The 24,580-nt window shown below is 38.8% G+C and carries 23 protein-coding genes and 1 pseudogene; 8 read left to right on the forward strand and 16 right to left on the reverse strand.

Features of this window, described 5'->3' with window-relative positions; all coding sequences use genetic code 11:
• Positions 1-756: 756 nt before the first annotated feature.
• From A6J31_RS08415 to A6J31_RS08445, 7 genes are all read right to left on the reverse strand, one after another.
• Positions 757-1,500, reverse strand: a complete 744-nt coding sequence (locus A6J31_RS08415; protein WP_070655754.1) for a response regulator transcription factor — start codon at positions 1,498-1,500, stop codon at positions 757-759.
• Position 1,501: 1 nt separating this feature from the next.
• Complete coding sequence (locus tag A6J31_RS08420; RefSeq protein WP_073950618.1) at positions 1,502-2,818, reverse strand: GHKL domain-containing protein; 1,317 nt, start codon at positions 2,816-2,818, stop codon at positions 1,502-1,504.
• Between the two features lie 23 nt (positions 2,819-2,841).
• Positions 2,842-4,122 carry a hypothetical protein gene (locus A6J31_RS08425; RefSeq protein ID WP_073950620.1) on the reverse strand — a complete coding sequence of 427 codons (1,281 nt, stop codon included), beginning with the start codon at positions 4,120-4,122 and terminating at the stop codon, positions 2,842-2,844.
• Between the two features lie 21 nt (positions 4,123-4,143).
• Positions 4,144-5,034, reverse strand: coding sequence for a hypothetical protein (locus tag A6J31_RS08430; RefSeq protein ID WP_038676823.1), 891 nt, complete (start codon positions 5,032-5,034; stop codon positions 4,144-4,146).
• Positions 5,035-5,092: 58 nt separating this feature from the next.
• Positions 5,093-6,400, reverse strand: coding sequence for a GHKL domain-containing protein (locus A6J31_RS08435; protein WP_064523444.1), 1,308 nt, complete (start codon positions 6,398-6,400; stop codon positions 5,093-5,095).
• Positions 6,401-6,853: 453 nt separating this feature from the next.
• Positions 6,854-8,308 carry a glutamate--tRNA ligase gene (gene gltX / locus A6J31_RS08440; protein WP_037611119.1) on the reverse strand — a complete coding sequence of 485 codons (1,455 nt, stop codon included), beginning with the start codon at positions 8,306-8,308 and terminating at the stop codon, positions 6,854-6,856.
• Positions 8,309-8,543: 235 nt separating this feature from the next.
• Positions 8,544-10,514, reverse strand: a complete 1,971-nt coding sequence (locus A6J31_RS08445; RefSeq protein ID WP_080610955.1) for a peptide ABC transporter substrate-binding protein — start codon at positions 10,512-10,514, stop codon at positions 8,544-8,546.
• A 294-nt stretch (positions 10,515-10,808) separates the two neighbouring features.
• Here A6J31_RS08445 and A6J31_RS08450 point away from each other — a divergent pair.
• Positions 10,809-12,058: pseudogene (locus tag A6J31_RS08450) on the forward strand (ISL3 family transposase).
• A gap of 54 nt (positions 12,059-12,112) precedes the next feature.
• Here the strand turns inward: A6J31_RS08450 and rplA are convergent.
• Both rplA and rplK read right to left on the reverse strand, forming a co-directional pair.
• Entirely contained in the window at positions 12,113-12,802 is a 690-nt protein-coding gene (rplA, locus tag A6J31_RS08455) for a 50S ribosomal protein L1 (RefSeq protein WP_002885800.1), read from the reverse strand.
• Between the two features lie 99 nt (positions 12,803-12,901).
• Entirely contained in the window at positions 12,902-13,327 is a 426-nt protein-coding gene (rplK, locus tag A6J31_RS08460; protein WP_002885648.1) for a 50S ribosomal protein L11, read from the reverse strand.
• 171 nt (positions 13,328-13,498) lie between these two features.
• Between rplK and A6J31_RS08465 the strand changes: the two genes are divergently transcribed.
• Positions 13,499-13,852 (forward strand): DUF3397 domain-containing protein, encoded by a 354-nt coding sequence (locus tag A6J31_RS08465; protein WP_070655743.1) that lies wholly within the window; start codon positions 13,499-13,501, stop codon positions 13,850-13,852.
• A 94-nt stretch (positions 13,853-13,946) separates the two neighbouring features.
• Here A6J31_RS08465 and A6J31_RS08470 read toward each other — a convergent pair whose 3' ends face one another.
• The 5 genes from A6J31_RS08470 to A6J31_RS08490 all read right to left on the reverse strand — a co-directional run bounded on the left by A6J31_RS08470 (position 13,947) and on the right by A6J31_RS08490 (position 17,661).
• Positions 13,947-14,444: a beta-class carbonic anhydrase gene (locus A6J31_RS08470; protein WP_048790870.1), complete on the reverse strand. Its 498-nt coding sequence runs from the start codon at positions 14,442-14,444 to the stop codon at positions 13,947-13,949.
• A gap of 151 nt (positions 14,445-14,595) precedes the next feature.
• On the reverse strand, positions 14,596-15,291 hold the full coding sequence (locus tag A6J31_RS08475) for a TIGR00266 family protein (RefSeq protein ID WP_048790869.1): 696 nt from the start codon (positions 15,289-15,291) through the stop codon (positions 14,596-14,598).
• A gap of 87 nt (positions 15,292-15,378) precedes the next feature.
• Positions 15,379-16,740, reverse strand: a complete 1,362-nt coding sequence (radA, locus tag A6J31_RS08480) for a DNA repair protein RadA (protein ID WP_080610958.1) — start codon at positions 16,738-16,740, stop codon at positions 15,379-15,381.
• Positions 16,737-17,204 carry an isochorismatase family cysteine hydrolase gene (locus tag A6J31_RS08485; RefSeq protein ID WP_048790876.1) on the reverse strand — a complete coding sequence of 156 codons (468 nt, stop codon included), beginning with the start codon at positions 17,202-17,204 and terminating at the stop codon, positions 16,737-16,739. The genes radA and A6J31_RS08485 overlap by 4 nt, the downstream gene beginning before the upstream one ends.
• Before the next feature lie 10 nt (positions 17,205-17,214).
• Positions 17,215-17,661: a dUTP diphosphatase gene (locus A6J31_RS08490; RefSeq protein WP_048790867.1), complete on the reverse strand. Its 447-nt coding sequence runs from the start codon at positions 17,659-17,661 to the stop codon at positions 17,215-17,217.
• 208 nt (positions 17,662-17,869) lie between these two features.
• Here A6J31_RS08490 and A6J31_RS08495 point away from each other — a divergent pair, with 208 nt between their 5' ends.
• The 6 genes from A6J31_RS08495 (at position 17,870) to galU (ending at position 23,291) form a co-directional block, all read left to right on the forward strand.
• Positions 17,870-18,472: an NADPH-dependent FMN reductase gene (locus tag A6J31_RS08495; protein WP_080610959.1), complete on the forward strand. Its 603-nt coding sequence runs from the start codon at positions 17,870-17,872 to the stop codon at positions 18,470-18,472.
• 18 nt (positions 18,473-18,490) lie between these two features.
• Complete coding sequence (locus tag A6J31_RS08500; RefSeq protein ID WP_002885631.1) at positions 18,491-19,741, forward strand: NAD(P)H-dependent oxidoreductase; 1,251 nt, start codon at positions 18,491-18,493, stop codon at positions 19,739-19,741.
• Between the two features lie 116 nt (positions 19,742-19,857).
• Positions 19,858-20,649: a formate/nitrite transporter family protein gene (locus A6J31_RS08505; protein ID WP_080610961.1), complete on the forward strand. Its 792-nt coding sequence runs from the start codon at positions 19,858-19,860 to the stop codon at positions 20,647-20,649.
• A gap of 8 nt (positions 20,650-20,657) precedes the next feature.
• Positions 20,658-21,218, forward strand: coding sequence for an MptD family putative ECF transporter S component (locus tag A6J31_RS08510; protein WP_002885657.1), 561 nt, complete (start codon positions 20,658-20,660; stop codon positions 21,216-21,218).
• Between the two features lie 118 nt (positions 21,219-21,336).
• Positions 21,337-22,359, forward strand: coding sequence for an NAD(P)H-dependent glycerol-3-phosphate dehydrogenase (locus A6J31_RS08515; RefSeq protein ID WP_022496721.1), 1,023 nt, complete (start codon positions 21,337-21,339; stop codon positions 22,357-22,359).
• A 17-nt stretch (positions 22,360-22,376) separates the two neighbouring features.
• The gene (gene galU / locus A6J31_RS08520; protein ID WP_003091906.1) at positions 22,377-23,291 is read left to right on the forward strand and encodes a UTP--glucose-1-phosphate uridylyltransferase GalU; all 915 of its coding nucleotides are present in this window, start codon (positions 22,377-22,379) and stop codon (positions 23,289-23,291) included.
• Positions 23,292-23,336: 45 nt separating this feature from the next.
• On the opposite strand, the gene A6J31_RS08525 is transcribed toward galU, so the two are convergent.
• A complete protein-coding gene (locus A6J31_RS08525) occupies positions 23,337-24,011 on the reverse strand; it encodes a rhomboid family intramembrane serine protease (protein ID WP_003092058.1) in 675 nt (224 codons plus the stop codon).
• Complete coding sequence (locus A6J31_RS08530) at positions 24,002-24,529, reverse strand: 5-formyltetrahydrofolate cyclo-ligase (RefSeq protein ID WP_003092039.1); 528 nt, start codon at positions 24,527-24,529, stop codon at positions 24,002-24,004. Before A6J31_RS08530 ends, A6J31_RS08525 begins: the two co-directional genes overlap by 10 nt.
• Between the last annotated feature and the right edge of the window lie 51 nt (positions 24,530-24,580).

A 24,580-nucleotide genomic window follows, 5' to 3' on the forward strand; every position in this document is an offset into this window, starting at 1 on the left:
TTATGCAAAAGGTGATGAAAAATAAAAAACACTTTTGAAACTATACCAATAGATTCAAAAGCATCTTTAACTATTTATCTTATAAAATGCCAAAAGGCCTGTACAAAGTACAGACCTTTTGAACAACAGCATCATCGGTAGAGAACACAACAGCAATTTTAGATAGAATGAATGAGGGAAATTATTATGTTTAAGGGACTAACTTAAACCATACATTCTTCTTGCTCTCTAACCTTGATTACATTATAGCATGCAATCCCCAAATGTATATCTTCATTTCCTAAAATGTCGAATTTCACTCACAGAATGTATTTTTTTATCCTAATCTGCACTAATGCCCTTAAAAACAAAAAAACGGCTTGATTTCTCAAGCCTATTAATTTCTATAAAAAAGATATGTAATTGGACGAGCGGCCAATAAAAAATGGGGATTAGGAAAAAGTTATATAAAAGTACATTATTTATTTTCATAAAGTGTATGTAGATTTCAATAAGATTGACGATGTCTCATTTCCGAATCACATATCTTGATTATATAATAGCTTTTTTCAATTTAATTGTCTATACGATTTCATAGAATGTCGTTTTTTCATCCTGAACTGCATTTTTTTAAGATATTTTTTTATAAATCTCTAAATTTCATCACTAAAGGACATCTATTTTGTGTTTTTACAGAATTTGTTCACTCATAAGATAATCAATCACCTATGAAATAAACACATGCTTTTTTAGACTAAAAAGAACATTAGTCATCGACTAATGTTCTTTTACCTCTGACCATTTTTTAAGCAGAGCCTTCATTTTCAAACGTGAAACTGGACAAGAATCACCATTTTCAAAATAAATCATCAACTGAGTCTTATCAATACGAGATATGTTATCCAAATTAACTAAAAAGGAGCGATGACAAGAAAAGAGTTTTTTATTTACCGAAGTAATATCTCCAAGATTGGCATAAAACTCCAAACGCTCTGTTTTAGTAATCAGCATCACCTTATGAGGTGTCACAGCAGTCGCAAAATAATAAATCTCTCTCATAGGGACTTGGATTCGAGACTGCGCTGTTTCAAACACAAATATCTCATCATCATCCACATCTCCAACTTTTTGGTTCACAAAAGTCAATGTTTGTTTTAGTTGCTGTTTGAACTCTGCATTAGAAACTGTCTTATCAATGAAATCTAGTGCAGAAACCTTGTATTTAAAACTGATCGGTGCAAACTCTGAGTGAGTTGTTACAAAAATAATAACTGCATTAGCATCTTGTTGACGAATTTCTGAGGCAACTTCTAGCCCCTTCTTTCGCTCACCATCAATATCGATATCTAAAAGGAAAACCTGATGGTTGCCCTTTTCATTGATACTGGACAATAGTTTGTGAGGTTTAGAAAAAACTTCAAGTTTTCGTACGGAAAACGTGCCCTCTGAAACCAATTCTCTGATGATGTCACTAATACGTGTTTGCTGCATTAAGTCATCTTCTAAAATGTATATATTCATATTAGGGCCTCATTTCTAGTATTTGCATCATTTTATGATTCTGACTACGGACAGAGAAGGACGTGTTCGGATAACGTTCCAAGATATCTTGAACAGCATTAACACCTATACCACCCTCAGGATGAGGAAGCTGGGTACTCATCATTGAAAGTGGCACTTGCTCTTCTGCAATTGTACTTTCAATAATAAAACTCTGGCAGTCCTCTTCATCAAAATAGGCCAGACTAATAAAACCTTCACTAGCTTTACGAGCACCATCAATAGCATTATCCATGAGGTGACCCAAAACAACAGCTAAATCTAAATCAGTTAGATAGTTATGAATCACTGGATCTGGAATCTCTGCATGAATATTGAGGCGATGCATCTGAGCTTCATGATATTTTGATGAAAGTAGACTATGAATACTTGGATTTTGGATATTATCCAAATCTGTGACCTGAGTTGAAAAACTATGCTGATCTCGATTGACATAAAGATCAACCAAATCTTTTTTATAAGAACGAATATCTCCTGTTCTTTCAATATCTCTCAGATTATTAAGTAGGAAATTATAGTTAGAACGAACATGCATCAAGTCTCTATACAAACCTTCTACCCTAGTATTCTCACGCTTCAAATCATCAAGATAGTTAGCCTGCTTCATCGCTAAATCCTGCTCTATTTTCTCCTTAGCAAACTGGTTTACAGCACCAAGTACAAAGAGGAGTAAGTAGAGATATCCCATTACTAATGGCAACCTAAATCTACTCTCAAGATGTAACTCTGGAAAATAAGTATCAAATGTCGACACTAAAAAGATAACTAAATAATAAAGCAAAAGAAGCATGTTGACCAAACCCAGACGGTTCTTTTTTTCTTGTTGGGCAGCAACTTTCAAGATATCTGTAAAATCTAGACGTAAAATAAAATCTACTATTCTGACCGTCAACATGACGAAGGAAAGTGGTACCATAGACCACCAAATATTAGTGTTTAAAGTATCAACAGTTATGCCAAGTATCGGTGGAAAGAAGAAAGTAGCCAAAAAACGTCTTGCCAAATCGACTAGTACCACTGGGTAAAAACCTAGAAAAAAGCGCTCTACGGAGGTGACACTTTTATTCAATTGGTAACTAAATGTCAATGTTACAATGGCTACTAAGGGAGGTACTATGCCTATATAGCGTCCAATGAGTTGTCCCCAAATGCATAGAGCAACATCAAATAACAAATAAAGTATACGATTTTTAAGATTAGTGTTTTGTCCACCAATACGTAAGTAGATATCCCAAATAATGATAAACATCAAAATTTGAAATAGGATGTTACCCAGCATAGTTATCCCTCTCCTTTCTACGATTATAGTCCTACCGTGACAATTTGATAGGTTTTAAATAATTCTTTTTTATTTGTTAAACCGATACCGTTTGACCAGCAAAACTGGGCAAAATCACGACTAATAGCCAGACTACCATCGAGTTTCGGATCAGCTTCCTGATTGGTATTCTCAAGAATAAAGCTGAGATTACCATGCTCATTCTGTTGAATAAGGAAACCAATATCTGTCTCCGGCTCCTTGGCCCAAAGTTTTTCAGCTAAATTCATGCAACGTTCTAAAACTCCAATAAGAACTGCAATATTTAAATTGTTAGGATAAGCATCAACATTGACATCCAGCCTAACGGTGATACCTTTTTGTTCCAAAGGAATGATTTGGTTTACAATCCAACTTCTTAATACCGGATAAGGAATCTCAAACAGAGGAGCCAACTTATCATTTAAGTCCAAATTATCAAGTTTAAGATGATTCAAATGCTCATGATAAACGGATAAAACTTCTGATAATTGATTTTTAGCCAATGGGGTCTCAAGAGCTACCAAAAGACTCTCAAAATCTTTTTCAATAGGTTTTACTTTTGTAAAAAGATCCTCAATATGCTTATTATAGACTTCCAAGTTATAGACATAAGTCTCCACAGCTTCCTTACTACGTTCTCTGACAAATTTATGAGAATAGCGGTTCAAGGTTGTTACCATTAGGAGATAAACTGCCATCGCAATAAAAATTGGCCCTCCCACATCACTACCTGTTGATACCAAAAGAGTACTACAAATAATGTAGAGTGCAAAGGTCAGATCAACGGCTATCAACAGACGTTCACGACCACGTGAATAAATCAATTCCTTGACCTTATCAACATCTGAACTGGAAAGATAATTGATATAGAGAAAGAATGGGTAAATCATCACATAAGATAACAATTTAAGCAAGAAGTTTTCTTGAATCTCACCCAAGGTCATATTTGTGAACAGATTATTGAATACATAAAATGGGGTAAAAGTCGCAAATAAATCTGTAAAAAGAACCGAGAAGGCTCCAAAAAAGAGGCTTGCCCAGAGCGTCAAACGATGTTCCCGCCGTTCCTTTAAGGCCAAAGCTAAAAAGATAACAACTTGATAATAGAAGCCATCACCTTTACCAAGTGATACCACTATACCTAAGAGACTTAAACAAAATACTTTCCAGTAAGCTAATGTGCTCCTTGTTAGTTTTTTATAAATAAACCAGGTAATATGAAAACTAATAATCTGAATAATACTATTTTCAAGGGATACCATGGTCCAAAGCTGTAAGTTCATGATAATATTTCCTGTTTATACTCAAGAGACATTTTCGTCATCTTCTTCAATGAGTTCTTGACCTGCCTTTTTCAAAATATCCTGATAGGTTTGTTCAATAAGGTCAAAATCCCCACTATCAATACTTGTCTGCATACTAATGAGTATGTTTTCATAATCATGTTTAAACGAACGTACACTCTTATAGGCAGTTTCGATTTTTTCATTATAAGCTTCCAGACTCCTCAAGTGCTCCTCTTGTTCTCTGAGAATTTTGCTATCACGTACGTCTTTACCGTAGGAAACAAAACGAACAAGAATATACATGTGTATAAGGAAACCAACCCAAATATAAATTTGAGGGTAACCTGGGAGATAGGTCTGACTCAGAAGCAAGGAGAATATCTCCTGCTTAAAGAGGATAAGAAGATAACTGATAATTAAAATATAATCAACTTGCAAGAGCATGCTCTTATATTTATCCTGCAAGTCCTGATAGGGTTCCTGGAAAAAGCTATCTAAACCGAACATTTTTTGCAAGCCTAGGAAGAAAGGAAGAACAACACTATCTACAGCCAGGATTCCTAAATGGTTTGGAACCAACTCGACCGGCTTATTAAAGAAAACTCGGAAAAGATAAAAACTAAAGAAACTTGTAATCAGAGTCCAAAAGACAGGGGCAAAGAAAGCATAAAAATACTTTTCTTCTCGTAGAGCCTGAGGTTTTTCAAGAAAAATAAAGACTAGGAGATAAATTGCATCTGGAATATCAATCTGCCATAGCACCTTGGCTAACCACTTAACGGCAGTTACTACGATTACATAAGGAATGTAACGGTAAGTAAAAACATCTAGATAAGCCATTCTAGCTAAAATCACAAGATGTGAAACGACAACAACCAAAGCAATAAGGCCATCAATCGCAAGTTGCATATGCTTTTCCCCTTTCTATTCCCTTATCCTATCCCCCACAAATAGTATCTTTGATTTATCAATTATCCTGAAAAGAGAGGACCTGTGTAAAATGATGGTCACAACTACGAGTCTCAAGATTTACTTTTGGATAGCGATTAAGTATATCTGCGACCTTAGACAAACCAAGCCCTCGGCCTTCACCTTTACTAGAAACCCCTTCATCAAAAATCCTTGACACAGGAATACGTTCTTCTCTGGTTGTATTGTCAATAACCAAGATAAGATAACCTTGATTTTTAAAGAAAGATATCGTTAAAGTAGGATCTTCAGAATCCACCGCCGACTCAATAGCATTATTTAAGAAGACAGAAGAAATCACAACCAAATCTAAGGCCTCTATCTGAGTTGACGATATGACATCTGGCAACTCCAAGTTAACCTTAATTCCTAAGTTCTCTGCCTCAAGCACTTTAGCAGAAAAAAGACTCTTGAGAGACGTGATTTCTAAGTTGATCAAACGTGATAATTCATAATTTGACAACGTTAAGCTATTACCAGATTTCTCTAAAAGTTCTGCATACTCTTGTTTCAAAGTAGGTAAGTCTCGACGTTGGATACTAACCTCCATTGTCTTAAGCCCTTCGAGATAATCCTTCTTCACCTGAGAAATATCATTATAGAGTTTTTCTAAACGGTGACTATATTCTTCTAAACTTTCCTCGTGTCTAGCCATTTCTTCAGCCAACTGATCCTTCACTCTTCTCTTAGAATAGATATTAAGCTGAGCAAAGAGCAAAATAAAGAGGATGGAGTAGACAACCGTAATACTGCCTGCTAAATAAATAAAGAGGCCTGTGTAAGGAAAAATGTTACTGGCATAGAAAATAATTAAAGATAAAATAATATAAGCCAGAGTCACCCCAACCAATAGGCGTTGTCTAACTTGGTAAGTATGGTTATTTCCCATAACATTGAGAGCACCAAAGTCAATAAAGAACACTTTGACAATCAGATGAAAAATTGGGTAAATCAAGAGATAAGACAAAGCAATGAGTACTGGGGTGTCTTTGACCTGTAAATAATTAATTTGAAAAATCCATGGGAAAAAATAAAGTTGAAGCAGTTTCGAGGTGACTTCAACAAAAACCCACGGCAAAAAGGTGAAAAGAAAAGAATTCTTTTCACTACTTGATATTTTATTTAAGAAAAGATAGCAGAACAAAAGTGCTAAGAGCGACCCTGTAATGCCTCCAACAAATAGAGAGAGCAAGAGACTCCCTGCGATAAACCAGCATTTACTCTTCCAAGTTTTGAGCAAACCTGACATATCGTGACTAACAATTAAAATAGCCAATAGACGTAGAACCGTAAATAAAACGATCATCTCTAGACTCCCCCCCTTCCTTTCAAAAATCAACCTACTTTATTGTAACATAAATATATAATTTAGCGTCACTCCTATTAGAAAAAGCTAAAAATATAAAGCTATTTTTTCCTGATTAAGAACAATCTAACATCAGACGATTCCACATGTCCCCTACTTTTCATAAACATAAAAAAGAGCTTAGAAAAACTAAGCTCTTTAACTGACTCATTACCTCTTTTTATGGGTACATGCCAATAACGTAGTAGAAATACCAACCAAATCTTCTCATAATGCTCACTCCTCCCTAATTTTTATTACCAATCTATTATAAAACTAATTTAAAGTTTTTAAAATGATGATATGGTTACGAAATATCATCATTATATTACAAAATAGGTTTAGCAATTATCATATAATCATTGACATATCGCTTATGTGCATTCGAAAACCCAACAATTGTTGGGTTTGTTTTTATAGTGTTGCAAGAACTTGATCAATATGTTTGATTGACTTTTCACGTCCGAGCAAGAAAATAGTATCTGGCAATTCTGGACCGTGCATTTCTCCTGAAACAGCAATACGGATTGGCATGAAGAGATTTTTCCCTTTGATTCCTGTTTCTTTTTGAACAGCCTTAATTTGTGGGAAAATGTTTTCAACAACAAACTCATCATCAGACATAGCTTCGAGTTTGGCTTTAAAGGCTTTAAGTACTGTTGGTACTGTTTCACCAGCCATAACCTCTTTTTCAGCCTCTGTCAATTCTGGGAAATCTTCAAAGAAGAGATCTGTAAGAGGGACAATTTCTTCTGCTGCTGTCATTTGTGGTTTGTAGAGTTCCACTAATTTTTCAGCTTTATCTGTCAAACGACCAGCTTCTTCCAAGAAAGGTTTGCAAAGAGCAAAGACCTTATCGAAATCTGCATTCTTAATGTAGTCGTTACTCATCCAGTCCAATTTCTTCTGGTCAAAGGCCGCTGGTGACTTGCTTAGACGGTTTTCATCAAAAAGTTTAATGAGTTCTTCACGAGAAAAGATTTCGTCTTCACCGCCAGGATTCCAACCAAGAAGAGCAATGAAGTTAAAGACTGCTTCTGGAAGGTAACCTTTTTTACGGTAATCTTCGATAAATTGAAGGGTATTAGTGTCACGTTTAGACAACTTCTTACCAGTTTCAGAATTGATGATAAGGGTCATGTGTCCAAACTCAGGTGCTTCCCAACCAAGAGCTTCATAAACCATGAGTTGTTTTGGTGTATTAGCAATATGGTCATCTCCACGGATAACGTGTGAAATTTGCATATCGTGGTCGTCAACAACTACCGCAAAGTTGTAAGTTGGGTATCCATCTTTCTTCTGGATAACCCAATCACCACCGATATTACCACCTTCAAATTCGATATCTCCCTTAACGATATCATGCCATTTATAAATCCCTGACTCATTAACCGCCAAACGAACTGTAGGTACAATACCTGCCGCTTCACGTTCTGCGATGTAGGCAGCTTTTTCTTCTTCAGTCATGCCAAGGAACTCGTTAATGTAACGAGGAGTTTCACCAGCTGCTTCTTGACGTTCGCGCTCTGCAGCCAACTCTTCTTCAGTTACATATGACTTATAGGCTTTACCTTCTGCCAAAAGTTGATCAATATATTTTTGGTAAAGCGGTAAACGTTCTGATTGACGATAGTTTTCATGTGTTTCAGGACTTTCATCCCAGTCAATTCCTAACCAACGCAAGTTATCAAGCTGTGAACGCTCACCATCTTCAACGTGACGTTTACGGTCAGTATCTTCAATACGGATAATGAAAGTGCCACCATGATGACGTGCATAAAGGTAGTTAAACAATGCTGTACGAGCATTACCAATGTGTAGAAGCCCTGTTGGACTTGGTGCGTAACGAACGCGGATATCTTTAGCCAAGATAAATCTCCTTTTTATGTTTCATTCTTCAGTCTTTGGATACCTATTAAGCCTAAAGTCCCTTTCTTAGGACTAACTTAAGATGATAAGTACCAGTAGGCACCTCTATCCCCCAAACTTTCCAAATAAAAATCTAGAAGCGAGTACCAATCTTTCTTATTATATCACAATATAGGGGTGGTTCGAGAAATTTTGTTAAAAAAACGACTACCTAAAGGTAGACGTTTTCAATAGATTACTTAACGTGTTTGGCAAGATCTTTTTGAGCTTTGTCATTAGATTTCGCTCTTTCTTTAAGCCAATCTTTATAAGCTGAGTCGTATTGTTTCTTAGTTACAATATCATCTTGAGATTTAAGATACTTGAAGTAGTATGTAGAACCTTTATCACCAGCTTGAGCATAAGCTCCTGAGAATGGCTTAATACGAGAAACTACAGCGGCTGCACCGTTATAAGTAGTCGTTGGGATATAAAGTGCACTATCCGTCAACCATGCCTGAGCTTTTGCATATTTTTCATAACGAGCCGTCAAGTCTGTTGTTTCCTTAGAAGCATCATCAACCAATTGGTCATATTCTTTAAGACCTACTTTTTCAACCGCTTGACTATTTGGATCGTCATAACCCATGAAGGATTTAGTATTTTCGCTACTTGTCGTTTTCAAGACATCAAGATAAGTTGAAGGATCAAGGTAATCAGGGTCCCAAGCCACACCCACTGACAAGTCCCAATCTTCTGCAGCTGCATTTGGTGCAGAGTAAGTGATGTTGTTAAAATCATCAGCTGACAATTGGTGGATATCAAGCACAACATTGTCTTTTCCAAGAGCAGATTCAACAGACTGTTTAATTGATTGTACCTGATTCACAGTAATTTTACTTGATTGATTAACAGGGACATCCAAATGAATTGGGAACTGAACTCCTTCTGCTTGAAGAGCTTCTTTGGCTTTAGCAAATTCAGCCTTAGCTTTTTCTGGGTTATAAAGACCATCTTGACTATCTGCAAGATTCACACCAGACCACTCATCACCATAAGCTGGAAGTTGATCCATTACCATTGTTCCGAAGTCCTTACCATCTGCTTGAACAAAGTCTGGTTTAACAAAGATATTACGGACGGCAGTACTTCCACCTTCCTTACCATTAAGTTGTGCGGCGTAATTTGTACGGTCAATGGCAAAACCTAATGATTGACGGAAATCCTTATTGAGAAGAGCTGTCTTAGTTGATGTCTTTTGCTGGTCATTTTCTTTAGATGTATGACCATAAGTTTGACGGTCAATATTAATACCAACACCTTCTACAGCTGATCCAGGTTGCGTATAGAAAATATTATCTTTGTACTGTTTTTCAACTTTGGAATAGTTAGAACTTGTTGGGAATAGACGTGCTAAGTTGTATACACCATCTGTAAAGTTGCGTTCCAAAGACTCTTGGTCTGATCCATCATCATAAGTCAATTTGATATTATCAAAATAGACGTGATCCTTATCCCAATAGTTTTCATTCTTGGTGAACTCAATAGATGACTTCGTTGTCAAAGCCTTAAGAAGGTATGGACCGTTATAAAGAATAGATGTTGGGTCTGTTGACTTACCAAAATCTTTACCTTTAGATTTCAAGAAGTCTCCATTAACAGGCCAAGTAACAGAGTAAGTCAATTTTGAATTCCAGTAAGGTTCTGGTTGACTAAGTGTATATTGCAAGGTGTAATCATCAACAGCCTTGATACCTACATTTGAAAAGTCCTTGTTGGCACCTGAAAGGTAATCATTCAAGCCCTTAACTGAGTTTTGTAGCAAATAAATCGCTTCAGAATTTGTATCCGCAGCATGCTTAAGACCTGTTACAAAGTCCTTAGCTGTTACATTGGCATATTCTTCGCCATCTGAAGTGTACCATTTAAGTCCCTTACGAATCTTGTAAGTATAGGTCAAACCATCTTGAGAAACAGACCAGTCTTCAGCGACAGAAGGTTTTAAATTCCCATATTGGTCATTTTCAAACAAACCATCAACACCGTTACTAACAGCTGTAGTCATATTTTTCTTGTTTGTAGCAAGATAGTCCAAGGTTGCAGGGTCACTACCATAGACATAATTATAAGTCTTACCAGACGTCTTACTTGATGACGAGCAAGCCGTTAAAACACCTACAGATAATAGGCCTACGGCTGCTAGTAAAAATACCTTACTCTTTTTCATTCATTGCCTCCTTAATTCGCAACGTAAAAAGTTCAAAATCAATAATTATGTGTATACGCTTAAATTATACCATAAATTCGAAAAAGCAACACTACTTTCTGAATATTTTTTATTTTCTACTCAAATTTCGTGTCCAGAGTAAGAAAAAAACCTATCCGAAGATAGGTTTTTTAGGCTCTATAATTTCTGTAGTGGGTAAAACCACTGTAGAGATTATAGAGCTTTTTGAGTGTACACAAAAAGTCCCATAAGAACTATAATGAAAAGCGACCAAACTATCATTAGGAAGAACTTATGAGACTTATTAAGAATACCACAGAATTAATCGGAATTAAAGACCAAAATATCAAGATTTCACTTGTTTTTGAAACTAACACTCATATCGAGATTCAAGCAAAACTTGATTACCCTGCACCATCATGTCCTCATTGCCATGGAAAGATGATCAAGTACGACTTTCAAAAGCCTTCTAAAATCCCTCTTCTCGAGCAAGCAGGAACTTCAACACTACTACGTCTGAAGAAACGTCGCTTCCAGTGTAAAAATTGTAGGAGAGTCACGGTAGCTAAGACATCAATCGTTGAGAAAAACTGCCAAATCTCCAATCTAGTCCGGCAAAAAGTTGCACAGCTCCTTACTGAAAAGGTGTCACTAACAGATATTGCCAGAATACTTCGTGTGTCGACATCCACTGTCTATCGTAAGCTTGACCAGTTTACTTTCAAGGAGCATTATGACAAGCTCCCAGCTGTTATGTCTTGGGATGAGTTTGGGTTCAAGAAAGGTGAACTCGCTTTTGTGGCGCAAAACTATGAGACCAACAAACTCATAACCATCCTTGATAATCGCCGTCAAACCACGATTCGAAACCACTTTTTGAAGTACCCATTGAAAGTTCGACAAAAGGTACAGTTTATTACAATGGATATGTCAGGAGCCTATATCCCACTAGCTCGCAGACTTTTCCCAAACGCCGAAATCATTATTGATCGTTTCCACATCATCCAGCACCTTGGTCGAGCCTTTTTAAAGACAAGAATTGCCATTATGAACCAGTTTGATAAGAAATCACTCCCCTACCGAGCCTTGAAAAATCACTGGCGACTCTTCCAAAAGGACAGCCGTAAGTTATCTTGTAAATCATTTCACTCGAAGACCTTTGGTCAAACCTTAAGTCCACATGAAGTCGTTAGGAAGACACTAGACTTTTCAGAAGAACTCGCTAATTATTATAACCTCTATCAGCTGTTGCTGTTTCACTTTCAAGAGAAGAGGGTAGATGAGTTTTTTGAGCTCATAGAGGAGAATATAAGCAAGGTCAATCATTACTTCAAAACTGTCTTTAGGACCTTCCTTAGACACAAACCATACATCAAAAACGCACTAGAAACACATTACTCAAATGCAAAATTGGAGGGGACCAATAAGCTTATCAAAGACATCAAACGTCTGGGCTTCGGTTTTAGAAACTTTATTAACTTTAGGAAGCGTGTTTTCATCACTCTGAACATACAAAAAGAGAAAACCTATCAGGTTCTCTCTAGATGTTAGCTTTTCGTCACCCACTACAGTTGACAAAGAGCCATTTTTTACTACTCTTACAATGAGTTAGGATCAACTTTGATACCAGCACCTTGTGTAGTAGTGATTGAAAGGTTTGTGATGTAAGTACCTTTCGCTGTAGCTGGTTTAGCTTTTTGGATTGCATCGTTAAATGCTTTGAAGTTTTCAACCAATTTTTCAGTTTCGAATGAAACTTTACCGATGATAGCTTGTACGTTACCTGCTTTATCAGCACGGTAAGTGATTTTACCACCTTTAGACTCTTCAACTGCTTTAGCAACGTCCATAGTTACTGTACCAGTTTTAGGGTTTGGCATCAAGTTACGTGGTCCAAGGACACGTCCAAGACGACCAACGATTGCCATCATATCTGGTGTTGCAACAACAACGTCAAAGTCAAGCCATCCACCGTTGATTTTAGCAACGAGTTCGTCTTCACCAACGAAGTCAGCACCTGCTGCTTTAGCTTCTTCAGCTTTAGCACCACGAGCAAATACAAGAACGCGTTGAGTTTTACCAGTACCGTTTGGCAATACCATTGCTCCACGGATTTGTTGGTCAGCTTTCTTAACGTCGATGTTAAGGTTGTATGATACTTCAACAGTAGCATCGAATTTTGCGAAGTTAGTTTCTTGTGCAAGAGCTACAGCTTCTTCTACGCTGTAAGCTTTTGTGCTGTCGATTTTCTCAAGAGCAGCACGCATTTGTTTGCTTTTTTTAGCCATGTTAATTATTTCTCCTTGTGTAATGTGGTCATAACGACTTTCATCTTCCACGTCACTCAGCGAAGTGAGACGACGTCTGTGGTTTTCTTGTTAACTGAATTAGTCAGTAACAGTGAATCCCATTGAACGTGCAGTACCTTCGATCATACGCATAGCTGATTCGATGTTTGCAGCGTTCAAGTCAGGCATTTTTGTTTCAGCAATTTCTTGTACTTGTGCACGAGTTACTGAAGCAACTTTAACTGAGTTTGGAGTACCTGAACCTTTTTCAACACCTGCAGCTTTTTTCAAAAGAACAGCAGCTGGTGGTGTTTTAGTGATGAAATCAAATGATTTATCTTCATACACAGAGATAACAACTGGGATGATCATACCAGCTTGGTCAGCTGTACGAGCGTTAAACTCTTTAGTAAATCCCATGATGTTGATTCCGGCTTGACCAAGAGCTGGTCCAACTGGTGGAGCTGGAGTCGCTTTACCAGCAGGAATCTGAAGTTTTACGATGTTTTCGACTTTTTTAGCCATTTTGTAATTTCCTCCTATTGTGGTTTTGGCGGTAAGTAAGTTTTGTTACCTCCCACAAGTATGTTTTTACATACCTTGTCTATTATACAGAAATTCTTTTTAGATGCAAGAATTTCTTATTAAGTTTAGGAAAAAATTTACATAAAGGCCTTTTCGAGGTAAAATAGACTTATGATTCTATATAAATTCTTTGCTATAGCATTTTTGATTTTAACACCTATCTTTGCTTTTATTATCCACCGATTCTTTAGTTTAAAATACCTCGGGCTTAATTTTGCTGACCTTACCTTCCCACTTTATTTTATTGAGGTGGTTGCTGTGTCAGCCCGTTTCTTTACCCATAGCTTTTTGCCATACATCACCATCTTATTATCCTTGGCGGCTATAATTATCACGATTCAGATGCTAAGAAAAACACAATCTTTCAAGTTTAAACGTTTTCTTAAGTTGTTCTGGCGTATAAGCTTTTTTATCACTAGTCTTTTCTATTTGGGGACCGTGATTCTCATTTTTATCATTTCTTAAAAACTAGATTAACTCAGCAGATTTATTGTGTGCTGAGTTTTTTATATCAAACCATGAAAAAAGCAGGCAATCATGCCTGCTTAACTTTTCGGTATTAGGGATGAACTTGAGTCATTCGACCAGTATCTACATCATAAACCGCACCGGAGATGATAACATCCTCAGGGATAAGCGGTGACTGACGAAGAATAGCCATATCTTCACGAACACTCTCTTCTACATCTGTGAATGGAAGAAAATCTTGATCAGACACATCAACACCAAGTTCCTTATTGAGATAGGCGGTAAACTCATCGTTCTTAAAGGTCTGAGCACCACAATCTGTATGGTGAAGAACTACGATTTCTCGTGTCCCCATCTGTTGTTGAGAAATGACCAAAGAACGAATCATATCTTCCGTTACACGACCACCCGCATTACGCAAAATATGAGCGTCACCTAGGGCCAACCCCAAGGCCTGGGCAACGTGAAGGCGTGAATCCATACAAGTCACAATAGCCACCTTAGTCTTTGGTCTCAAGGGAAGATGGGCTGTCCCGTGGAGGTCAACATAGGCTTTGTTGGCATTGAGAAAGTTTTCAAAATAAGACATAATAACTCACTTTCTAATGAAGAAAATAATTTGACTATCAAATTATTTACACACTATCTTATCATCTTTTTACTAACTTGTCAGCTATTGAGTTCGCAACATAAAAAAGGAGAATAAATGCTAACAAGCATCCATCCTCCTTCAATTAATATTAAGAACGTTTTGGCAAGTATCTATTAAGCAAGCCTGCAAAGGTTTGAAGATTGAGACTTTGAACATAAATTTCACCTGTTCCTCTAAAGGTATTAACAACACCCTCTCCTGTCCCAATAGATTGCCAGAAACCATTTTCCAAATGAATATTGTAATCAAGTGTTTGACTCCAGGCAACGACATGGGCATTATCAATAGTCACTTCTTGATTGTTAAGCTCAAGCTTTTTAATAGAACCATAGGCATTGGCTAAAAGTGTCCCTTGACCTTGGGTTGTCATCACAAAGAAACCACCCTGACCACCAAAAATAGCCTTACCAACTGACTGGAGCTCCATTGTATAGTAAGCTGTGCCATCAAGTGCTAGAAAGGCACCGTCATTTAGTCGGTACTGTTTTTCACCTAAATAAAGTGGAATCACTTGACCAGGAGAATCAGGGGCCAAGGCTATATAACCGTTATTGGACTGTGAGACAACCTGAGTAATAAAGCTACTTTCGCCCGAAACCATTGAACGCCCAACGGCTTTTACAAAGCGACCTAGACCTGATCCACTGGCATTCAATTTGGTACTCAGTGTCACATTTGGTGTGTGATATACCATACTGCCACGCTGGATAAAGACTGTTTCACCTTGATTGAGAGATAACTCTACTAAAGGGAATTGCATGTTGCTGTCTGTGAAAAATTGCATAATAAATACCTCCCTATCCTTATGAAAAGTATAGCATTGGAGGCATGGTTTTGCAAGCGTTTCCAAAAAGTGGATTTTTGTTACTTCTTAAGAAAAAACTTTTTTGAGTACTTCTCCCACTGTCGTAACGCCAACCACCTGGATACCTTCTGGAATTTTCATGCCATGAAGAGAATTCTTCGGAGCATAGATCTTAGTGAAGCCTAATTTAGCAGCTTCATTAATACGCTGTTCAATGCGAGTTACTCGGCGAATCTCTCCAGTCAAGCCAATTTCTCCTATAAAGGCTTCTTGTGGATTGGTTGGAAGCTCCTTATAACTAGAAGCAATGGCAACGGCAACAGCAAGGTCAATAGCCGGCTCGTCCAATTTGACACCACCAGCTGATTTTAAATAAGCATCTTGATTTTGGAGAAGAAGGCCACAACGTCTCTCTAAAACAGCCATAATGAGGCTGACGCGGTTAAAATCCAGTCCCGTTGTTGTCCGCTTAGCATTACCAAAGACGGTTGGGGTCACCAAGGCTTGAACTTCAGCTAAGATAGGTCTGCTACCTTCCATTGTCACAACAATGGCAGAACCTGTGGCTCCGTCTAGACGTTCCTCTAAGAAAACCTGGCTAGGATTTAGCACTTCTACCAAACCACCAGACTGCATCTCAAAAATCCCAATCTCATTGGTTGAACCAAAACGGTTTTTGACTGCTCGTAAAATACGGAAGGTGTGATGACGTTCCCCCTCAAAATAGAGAACCGTGTCCACCATGTGTTCCAACATACGTGGTCCAGCCAGCTGTCCCTCCTTGGTCACATGCCCAACAATAAATGTGGCGATGTTATTGGTTTTGGCAATCTGCATAAGTTCAGCAGTGACTTCACGAACCTGAGATACAGAACCTTGAACGCCAGAAATCTCTGGACTCATGATGGTCTGAATAGAGTCGATAATGAGAAAATCGGGTTTTATAGCCTCTACTTGGCTGCGAACGGCTTGCATATTAGTCTCAGCATAAAGATAAAATTCGTTATCAATATCACCTAAACGTTCGCTCCGCAATTTGATTTGCTCGGCAGATTCTTCCCCAGATACATAGAGGACAGTTCCCTTGTTAGCTAACTGTGTTGACACCTGTAAGAGGAGAGTCGATTTCCCTATACCTGGATCTCCTCCAATAAGAACCAGGCTACCCGGAACCACACCGCCACCTAGAACACGGTTAAACTCGTCCATGTCAGTCTTTATGCGGGCATAATTAATTGAAGAGACTTCTTTTAATTTAGTAGGTTTGGACTTTTCACCCGTCAAACTGACACGAGCATTTTTCACCTCCTGCACCTCAACTTCTTCCTCAAAAGAGGACCAAGAAGAACAGTTGGGGCAACGCCCTAGATATTTGGGTGAATTGTAGCCACATTCTCGACAAACAAAAGTTGATTTTTTCTTAGCTATGATAATTCTCCTTCTACGCTTACTCTAGCAGAGTGCCACTTATGCAATGTTTTTTGAAATTTCTTCTGGTTGGCAACTCCGACAGCGGACAAATCTACGGAAACCTGATAGTTCTCCTTGATAGCCGCCAAAACGGAAGCCTTAACACAGCCATTGCCATCTACCCCTATAAACTCTATGCTTTTAGTACCATTCCCCTCTAAAAAATCTTTTAAATCTGGATTAGTAAAGCAAGAAGCCCGACGCTTCTCAAAGATACGAGAAGATACAAGCAGCAAGCCGGTCGCAAATTTCTTCTTTCTATCTTTTCTCTCCCAGAAAAAACGATTGAGAATATAGATAACTCGGTCGCTGGGATAGCTAGCAATTTTGTCATTTACAGCTGCAATCAGTTCTTCATGATATGCTTTTCCTACAGTAACATAATCTGACTGCATATCGATTACTAACAAATAATCTGCCACTTTGCTCCCTCTACTGTCCAGTCGATCCGAAACCACCTGTACGAATACCATCAGCTTCGTCTCCATCTACAATCAAGAAGGGCATAAAGACACCTTGAACGATGCGTTCGCCAACTTCAAGAGTCACGGGCTGATTAGTAATATTTTTCATCTGGGCGAAGATGTGACCTTCATTTCCTGGATTTCCATAGTAATCGCCGTCAATAACGCCAACTGAGTTGATCAAAACCAGGCCTTTTTTGCGAGGGTTTGACGAACGGTCATAGAGATAGAGGACCTCACCAGGTTGCATGTAAGCCTTAACACCTGTTGGGACGAGAACAATTTCCCCAGGAGCAATGACAGTGTTCTCTGCCACCTTTAAGTCATAACCTGCAGCATGAGCTGTCTCACGTTTTGGAAGCAATTCCTGATTGTTATACGTTGATACGAGTTCAAATCCACGAATTTTTGTCATTATTTTTTCCTTTCGATACATCTATTGACTAGTATTTGTATAAACTAGCCATGCTAGCTTCAGACTTTTAAATCTATCCTATTATAATCTATTCGAAATAAGATGACAAAGGTAATAGTCTAATCACTTTCTCATTAAACGAAGATTGACTTTTAACTAGGAAAACGCTAACATAGTACTAGATATAATACTTTTAAGGAGAATTGTCATGAAATTCATCGGACTTGTTGGTACGAATTCAAAACGTTCAACTAATAGACAATTATTGCAATATATTCAGAAACATTTTGCAGATAAGGCAGACATCGAACTTGTTGAAATCAAAGACCTTCCTATCTTTAACAAACCCGCTAACAAGCAATTGCCAGAAAGTGTCCTTGAAATCGTTAAAAAAATCGATGAGGCTGATGGTGTTATTATTGGAACACCTGAGTATGACCACTCAATTCCTGCCGTTCTCATGAACGCTTTAGCTTGGGTTTCATACGGTGTTTTCCCTCTTTTGAATAAGCCAGTTATGATTACAGGGGCATCTTACGGAACACTCGGGGCTTCTCGTGCACAGTTACAACTTCGTCAAATCTTGAATGCTCCAGAAATCAAAGCTAATGTGCTTCCAGACGAATTCTTACTTTCACATTCTCTACAAGCTTTTGATGGCAATGGTGACTTAGTCGACCTTGATGTCATCAAAAAACTAGATGCTATTTTCGATGACTTCCGTCTCTACGTCAAAATTACTGGTAAACTCTCACATGCTACAGAGTTGCTACATAAAGAAGCTGAAGACTTCGACTGGGAAAGCCTATAGGACAGGAGAATAGAAACTATGAAATTTGTTGGACTCGTTGGAGCAAATTATGACCAATCATATAACCGTAAACTGCTCGAATTTATCAGAAGACATTTTAAAATAAAATTTGAACTTGAAGTTTTGGAAATTGATGAAGTTCCTATGTTTAACCAAGATGAAAAATGGGATGAAAGCTTCCAACTTCGCTTACTTAATAACAAAATTACACGCGCTGACGGTGTTATCATCGCAACACCTGAACATAACCACACTATCTCTGCAGCACTTAAGTCAGTTTTGGAGTGGCTCTCATTTGAAGTGCACCCATTTGAAAACAAGCCTGTAATGATTGTTGGTGCTTCATACTACGACCAAGGGACTTCTCGTGCCCAAGTGCATTTGCGTAAAATCCTTGAAGCACCTGGTGTCAATGCCTATACACTTCCAGGTAATGAATTCTTGCTTGGAAAGGCTAAAGAAGCCTTTGACCTTGAGGGGAACATTACTAACGAAGGTACTATTAACTTCCTTGAACAATGCTTAGACAATTTCATCCAATATGTAGGAGTGGTTTCTAAATTGAAAAAACCAAAACCAATTGAACCTGAAGACTTGGATTGTAACAACCCAATCGCTACAACTGTTACTGAGGTTGACCCTGATGATCCTGAATGGGTAGAAAAAGTAGCTGAAATCACTGGTGCGGTATCAGGTGATACCTACGTGAAATTGGATCACGGTATTTTGACAGTTAATCAAATTGACATGTTCCTCAAGGCTATGCCGTTTGAATTGACCTATGCCGATGATAATAACCAGTTCCTCTACTACAATAACGCCCATCAAGATCCTGACACTATGTTTGCTAAACGTGTGCCACCTCAATCTGGTAGCCGTATGTCAACTGTTCACGGCTCACTTCCACCAGCTCGTATGAAAAATGTAGAATGGGTTATCGGTACACTTCGTAATGGTAACCAAGAATACGTTCGTACGATTGTTCCAGGGTCACCTGAAGGAGTTATCAATACGCATAACTATCAGGCTATGTACTATGATGATGGTTCTTATGCAGGAATCAATGAAATCGTCTTTAACTTTAAACCATGGCTTGACTGGTATCTCGAAACAACTGGTCAACGCCTTGTCGGAGGAAGCGGTCCTTTTGCACCAGCTGCAGCTAGTCATGGCGGTAGCGACGCCACATCTGGTGCATCAGATGCGGGTGGTCATGGTGGCGACGCAGCCCCAGCCGCAGATGCAACATCTGGAGCATCCTCATATTAAGACTTGGAAAAGTTGGGACAACTGTCCTGACTTTTTTTCATGGTCATCTTAGATTCATTTTCACTCGAGTTTGCGCATTTGCCATGCTCCAAGCCACACATTTTAGAGGTAAACCTATGTCTCAATTTCAAGAAAAAGTATTCGCTGCTTGTGCTAAAAAAGAAGCTCTCTTTGACGAAAGTCTGGGGCGCTATGCCTTGCGCTCTATGCTCGCTGGAGCTTATCTTACTATGTCAACTGCTGTAGGAGTTATTGGTGCTGATGTTATCGCTACAGGTATTCCAGCCCTTTCTCGTTTTGTCTTTGCCTTTATCTTTGCCATCGGACTGGTCTTCGTTCTCATTTTCAATGGAGAGTTGGCTACTTCAAACATGATGTTCCTGACCAGTGGTGCCTATTATGGTAAAATCAAATGGAGCAAGATGTGTACCATCCTCCTCTACTGTACCTTCTTTAATTTTGTCGGTGCCCTTATCTTGGCCTGGTTCTTCAACCAATCCTTCTCTTTCCAACATTTGACTGACAAGAGTTTCTTAGTTACTGCTGTCTCAACCAAGCTTGGAAAAACAGATTGGATGAACTTTACAGAAGGTATTACAGCTAATATGTTCGTTAATATTGCCATCTTGGGCTACATGCTCCTCAAAGAAGAATCTGCTAAAATTTTCATTGCTCTATCAGCAATCTTTATGTTTGTCTTCTTGATTAACGAACACTTGATTGCTAACTTTGCCTCTTTCATGTTGCTCGGTTTCAACGGTGTGCGTGATGCTGTGGATAATTTCACTTTGGCAAATATTCTACGTCAGTGGATAGTCGTTTTCTTCGGTAACTGGATTGGCGGAGGTATTTTCATTGGTTTGGCATACTCTTGGCTCAATAAAACTAAAACACCTCACATTGATTAGGAGACCACATGCGTCAAAAGACATTCATCAAACAAACCAGCCTAGCTATTCTACTCTATTTTATTTGCCTAGCCCTTGCAGTTGCTATTGATTTAATCTTTTTCAAAGTCAAAAATATGTATCATACGCCTGCCTTAGCGGCTATCTTTGCAGGCTGGGTCTACTTGGGGCTTATCAGAAAGACAAAACAATTTGGAGCGATTACCTGTCTGGGTATCTTTATATCCCTCTTCTTCTTTGCCTCTGGGCACTTTGTTCTAGCCTTTCTTCCTAGCTTTCTGGCTGGCCTTGTCGCTGACTTTCTAGCTAAGAAAGGGAACTATGAGAATAGTAAACTTAATTTACTTTCCTATATGATCTTTTCCCTAGGGAACTTAGCACCCATTATCACCATGTGGCTTGCGCCCAAAGCTTATATCGCACAGCTCCTAGCCAAAGGGAAAACTCAAGATTATGTAAATCAAGTTATGGTTCCCTTTACAGCCAGTCATGTCTTAATCCTGATTGGAGGAACGCTCATGGCTGCTCTCATTGGGGGCTACATTGCCCAAAATTGGCTGAAAAAATAAATAGCCATCAGCCCTCCTAACAGAGAGTACAAGACAAACATGCTTTTCTTATGTTATAATGAGAAAGAATACAGTCTTTTTCTACTTTGTTAGAAAGGACCTAAAGGGAGACCTAATGATGAAAAAACAAAAAATCGCTGTCTTGGGCCCTGGTTCATGGGGAACTGCCCTTGCTCAGGTACTCAACGACAACGGACACGAGGTCCGTATTTGGGGAAACATCCCTGAACAAATTGATGAAATTAACGAGAAACACACCAATACCCGCTACTTCAAGGATGTGGTTTTGGATGAAAACATTAAAGCCTACAAAGAGCTATCTGAAGCCCTAGATAGTGTCGACGCTGTTCTCTTTGTTGTTCCAACCAAGGTTACTCGCTTAGTTGCTAAGCAAGTTGCTGAACTTTTGGACCACGAAGTTGTTGTCATGCATGCTTCAAAAGGTTTGGAACCTGGAACACACGAACGCCTTTCAACAATCCTTGAAGAAGAGATTCCTAAGGAACTTCGTAGTGAGATTGTTGTCGTATCTGGTCCAAGCCATGCTGAAGAAACTATCGTTCGCGATATCACTTTGATTACAGCAGCATCTAAGGATCTTGAAGCGGCACGCTATGTCCAAGGTATTTTCAGCAATAGCTACTTCCGCCTCTACACCAATTCAGATGTGATTGGTGTTGAAACAGCTGGTGCTCTTAAAAACATTATCGCGGTAGGTGCTGGTGCCCTCCACGGTATGGGTTATGGGGACAATGCCAAGGCAGCCGTTATTACTCGTGGACTTGCGGAAATTACTCGTCTTGGTGTGAAACTTGGGGCTGATCCTTTGACTTACAGCGGTCTATCTGGGGTTGGTGACCTTATTGTTACAGGAACCTCTATCCATTCACGTAACTGGCGTGCTGGGGATGCGCTCGGTCGTGGAGAAAAGCTAGAAGACATTGAACGTAACATGGGAATGGTTATCGAGGGTATTTCAACTACAAAGGTTGCCTACGAAATCGCCCAAGAACTCGGCGTCTACATGCCAATTACAACAGCAATCTACAAATCTATCTATGAGGGTGCTGATATCAAGGAATCTATTCTCAATATGATGTCCAATGAATTGCGCTCTGAAAATGAATGGGATAAAAAATAAAAATCTAAGGAGTTCTCATGAAGAATCAAAAAGTTAGAAAAGCTATCATCCCCGCTGCAGGACTCGGAACACGCTTTTTACCAGCTACTAAGGCCTTGGCCAAAGAAATGTTGCCAATCGTTGACAAACCAACCATCCAATTTATCGTTGAAGAAGCCCTCAAATCAGGTATCGAAGATATCTTGGTGGTTACTGGTAAGTCAAAACGTTCTATCGAAGACCACTTTGATTCAAACTTCGAGTTAGAATACAACCTGGAACAAAAAGGTAAGACAGACCTGTTGAAATTGGTTAATGACACCACTGCTATTAACCTCCACTTTATCCGCCAAAGCCACCCACGTGGCCTTGGAGATGCTGTTCTTCAAGCCAAAGCATTTGTCGGAAATGAGCCATTCGTTGTCATGCTTGGTGACGACCTCATGGATATCACTAATGACAAAGCAGTACCTTTGACTAAGCAGCTCATTAACGATTATGAGGAAACACACGCATCAACCATTGCAGTTATGCCTGTACCTCACGAAGAAGTTTCTTCTTATGGTGTCATCGCCCCTCAAGGCAAAGGTGAAAATGGACGTTATAGCGTTGAAACTTTCGTTGAAAAACCAAATCCAGAGGATGCACCAAGTGATCTTGCTATCATCGGGCGTTACCTTCTAACACCTGAAATTTTCGGTATTTTGGAAACTCAAGAACCAGGTGCTGGAAATGAAGTCCAATTGACTGATGCTATCGATAAACTTAACAAGACACAACGCGTCTTTGCTCGCGAATTTACTGGAGACCGTTATGATGTCGGTGACAAATTCGGATTCATGAAAACGTCTATCGATTACGCACTTAAACATCCTCAAGTTAAAGATGACCTCAAGCAATACCTCATTGACTTGGGACACAAACTTGAAGGCAAAGCAGCTAAAAAAGACTAATATAAAAACCATCGAACATGACATTCGATGGTTTTTTCATATGACTTAAAGATAGGTAAACCCTAGAAGAATCAGCAATAGTAACATGTAGGTTAAAAGGGCTGTAGAACGCCAACCTTTACTAAATAAGCGACTTTCAACCTTGTTAGCCAAAAAGATAGCTGCAAGAGCACCACCAACTAAACCACCGAGATGGCCTGTAATCCCAACACTAGGTGTAAAAAGGTTGAAAATTAAGTTAATGATAATCAAAGCCAAGTAATTGCGACCTAACTGATTAAGTAAAGGACTATGACTATAATAGCCAAGAATCACAACAGCCGCAAAAAGCCCAAACAAGGATGTCGAAGCACCAGCCGCAATAACATTAGGCGTAAAAAGTAAGGTAAAGGCATTTCCCATAACACCAGCTAACAAATAGAGCCCTAGAAAACGTAGAGTCCCAAAAATCTGCTCAGCCATTTTCCCCATAAAGTAAAGGGCAAGCATATTAAATAGAAAATGCTCAACACCTATATGCACAAAAATTGGTGTTACAAGACGCCAGAGGTTCAGTGGGCTGTACTGAACAAAAGCACCGTACATAGCCCCCATCTTAAAGAGGCTCAAAGGCGAGGTCGCTTGAAAGCCATTTAAGAGATATTGACAGATGAAAGTCAGCGTCGTAAGCCCCAACAATAGATAGGTTGCTGGGTATTTCTTCCACTCATTTATTTGCATGTGACGACCTCCTTAACAGGTATATCATAGTTGTCTGGTTGAAAATCATGTTTCTGGCAAGGATAAACCGTACTAACGGTCTCCCCTTCAAAATCAGACAAATAGCGGTCATAGTAACCTGCTCCGTAACCAATGCGATAGCCTTCATCATTAAAAACTACTCCTGGCACATGAATCAAATCAATCTCTGATTTTTCCACAGCCAAATCAGACGCAGGTTCCATCAAGCCAAAAGAGGTTGCAACAAGATTATCTGGATCATAATCCACAAAAATCATTCGACCTTGTTTATATGTTTTAGGAATCAACAGTCGTTTACCATCCTTTAAAGCCTGATTGATTAAAAGACTGGTATCATATTCATGAGGAAAAGACAAATAAGTCGCAATCACCTGGGCATCTTTATAAGCAGGTAAGGCAATCAATTGCTCCAAAAGATGTTTATCTATCTTAGCCTTAGTCTCAGGTTCTTGTGAAGTTAACTGAGCCAAGACTGTTTTTCTAAGTTCATTTTTCATAGGTTTATCATATCAAAAAAGCTACCAAAAGTCAGACTTGGTAGATTTTTT

The organism is Streptococcus sp. FDAARGOS_192 (assembly GCF_002073815.2).
Lineage (GTDB): Bacteria > Bacillota > Bacilli > Lactobacillales > Streptococcaceae > Streptococcus > Streptococcus salivarius_H.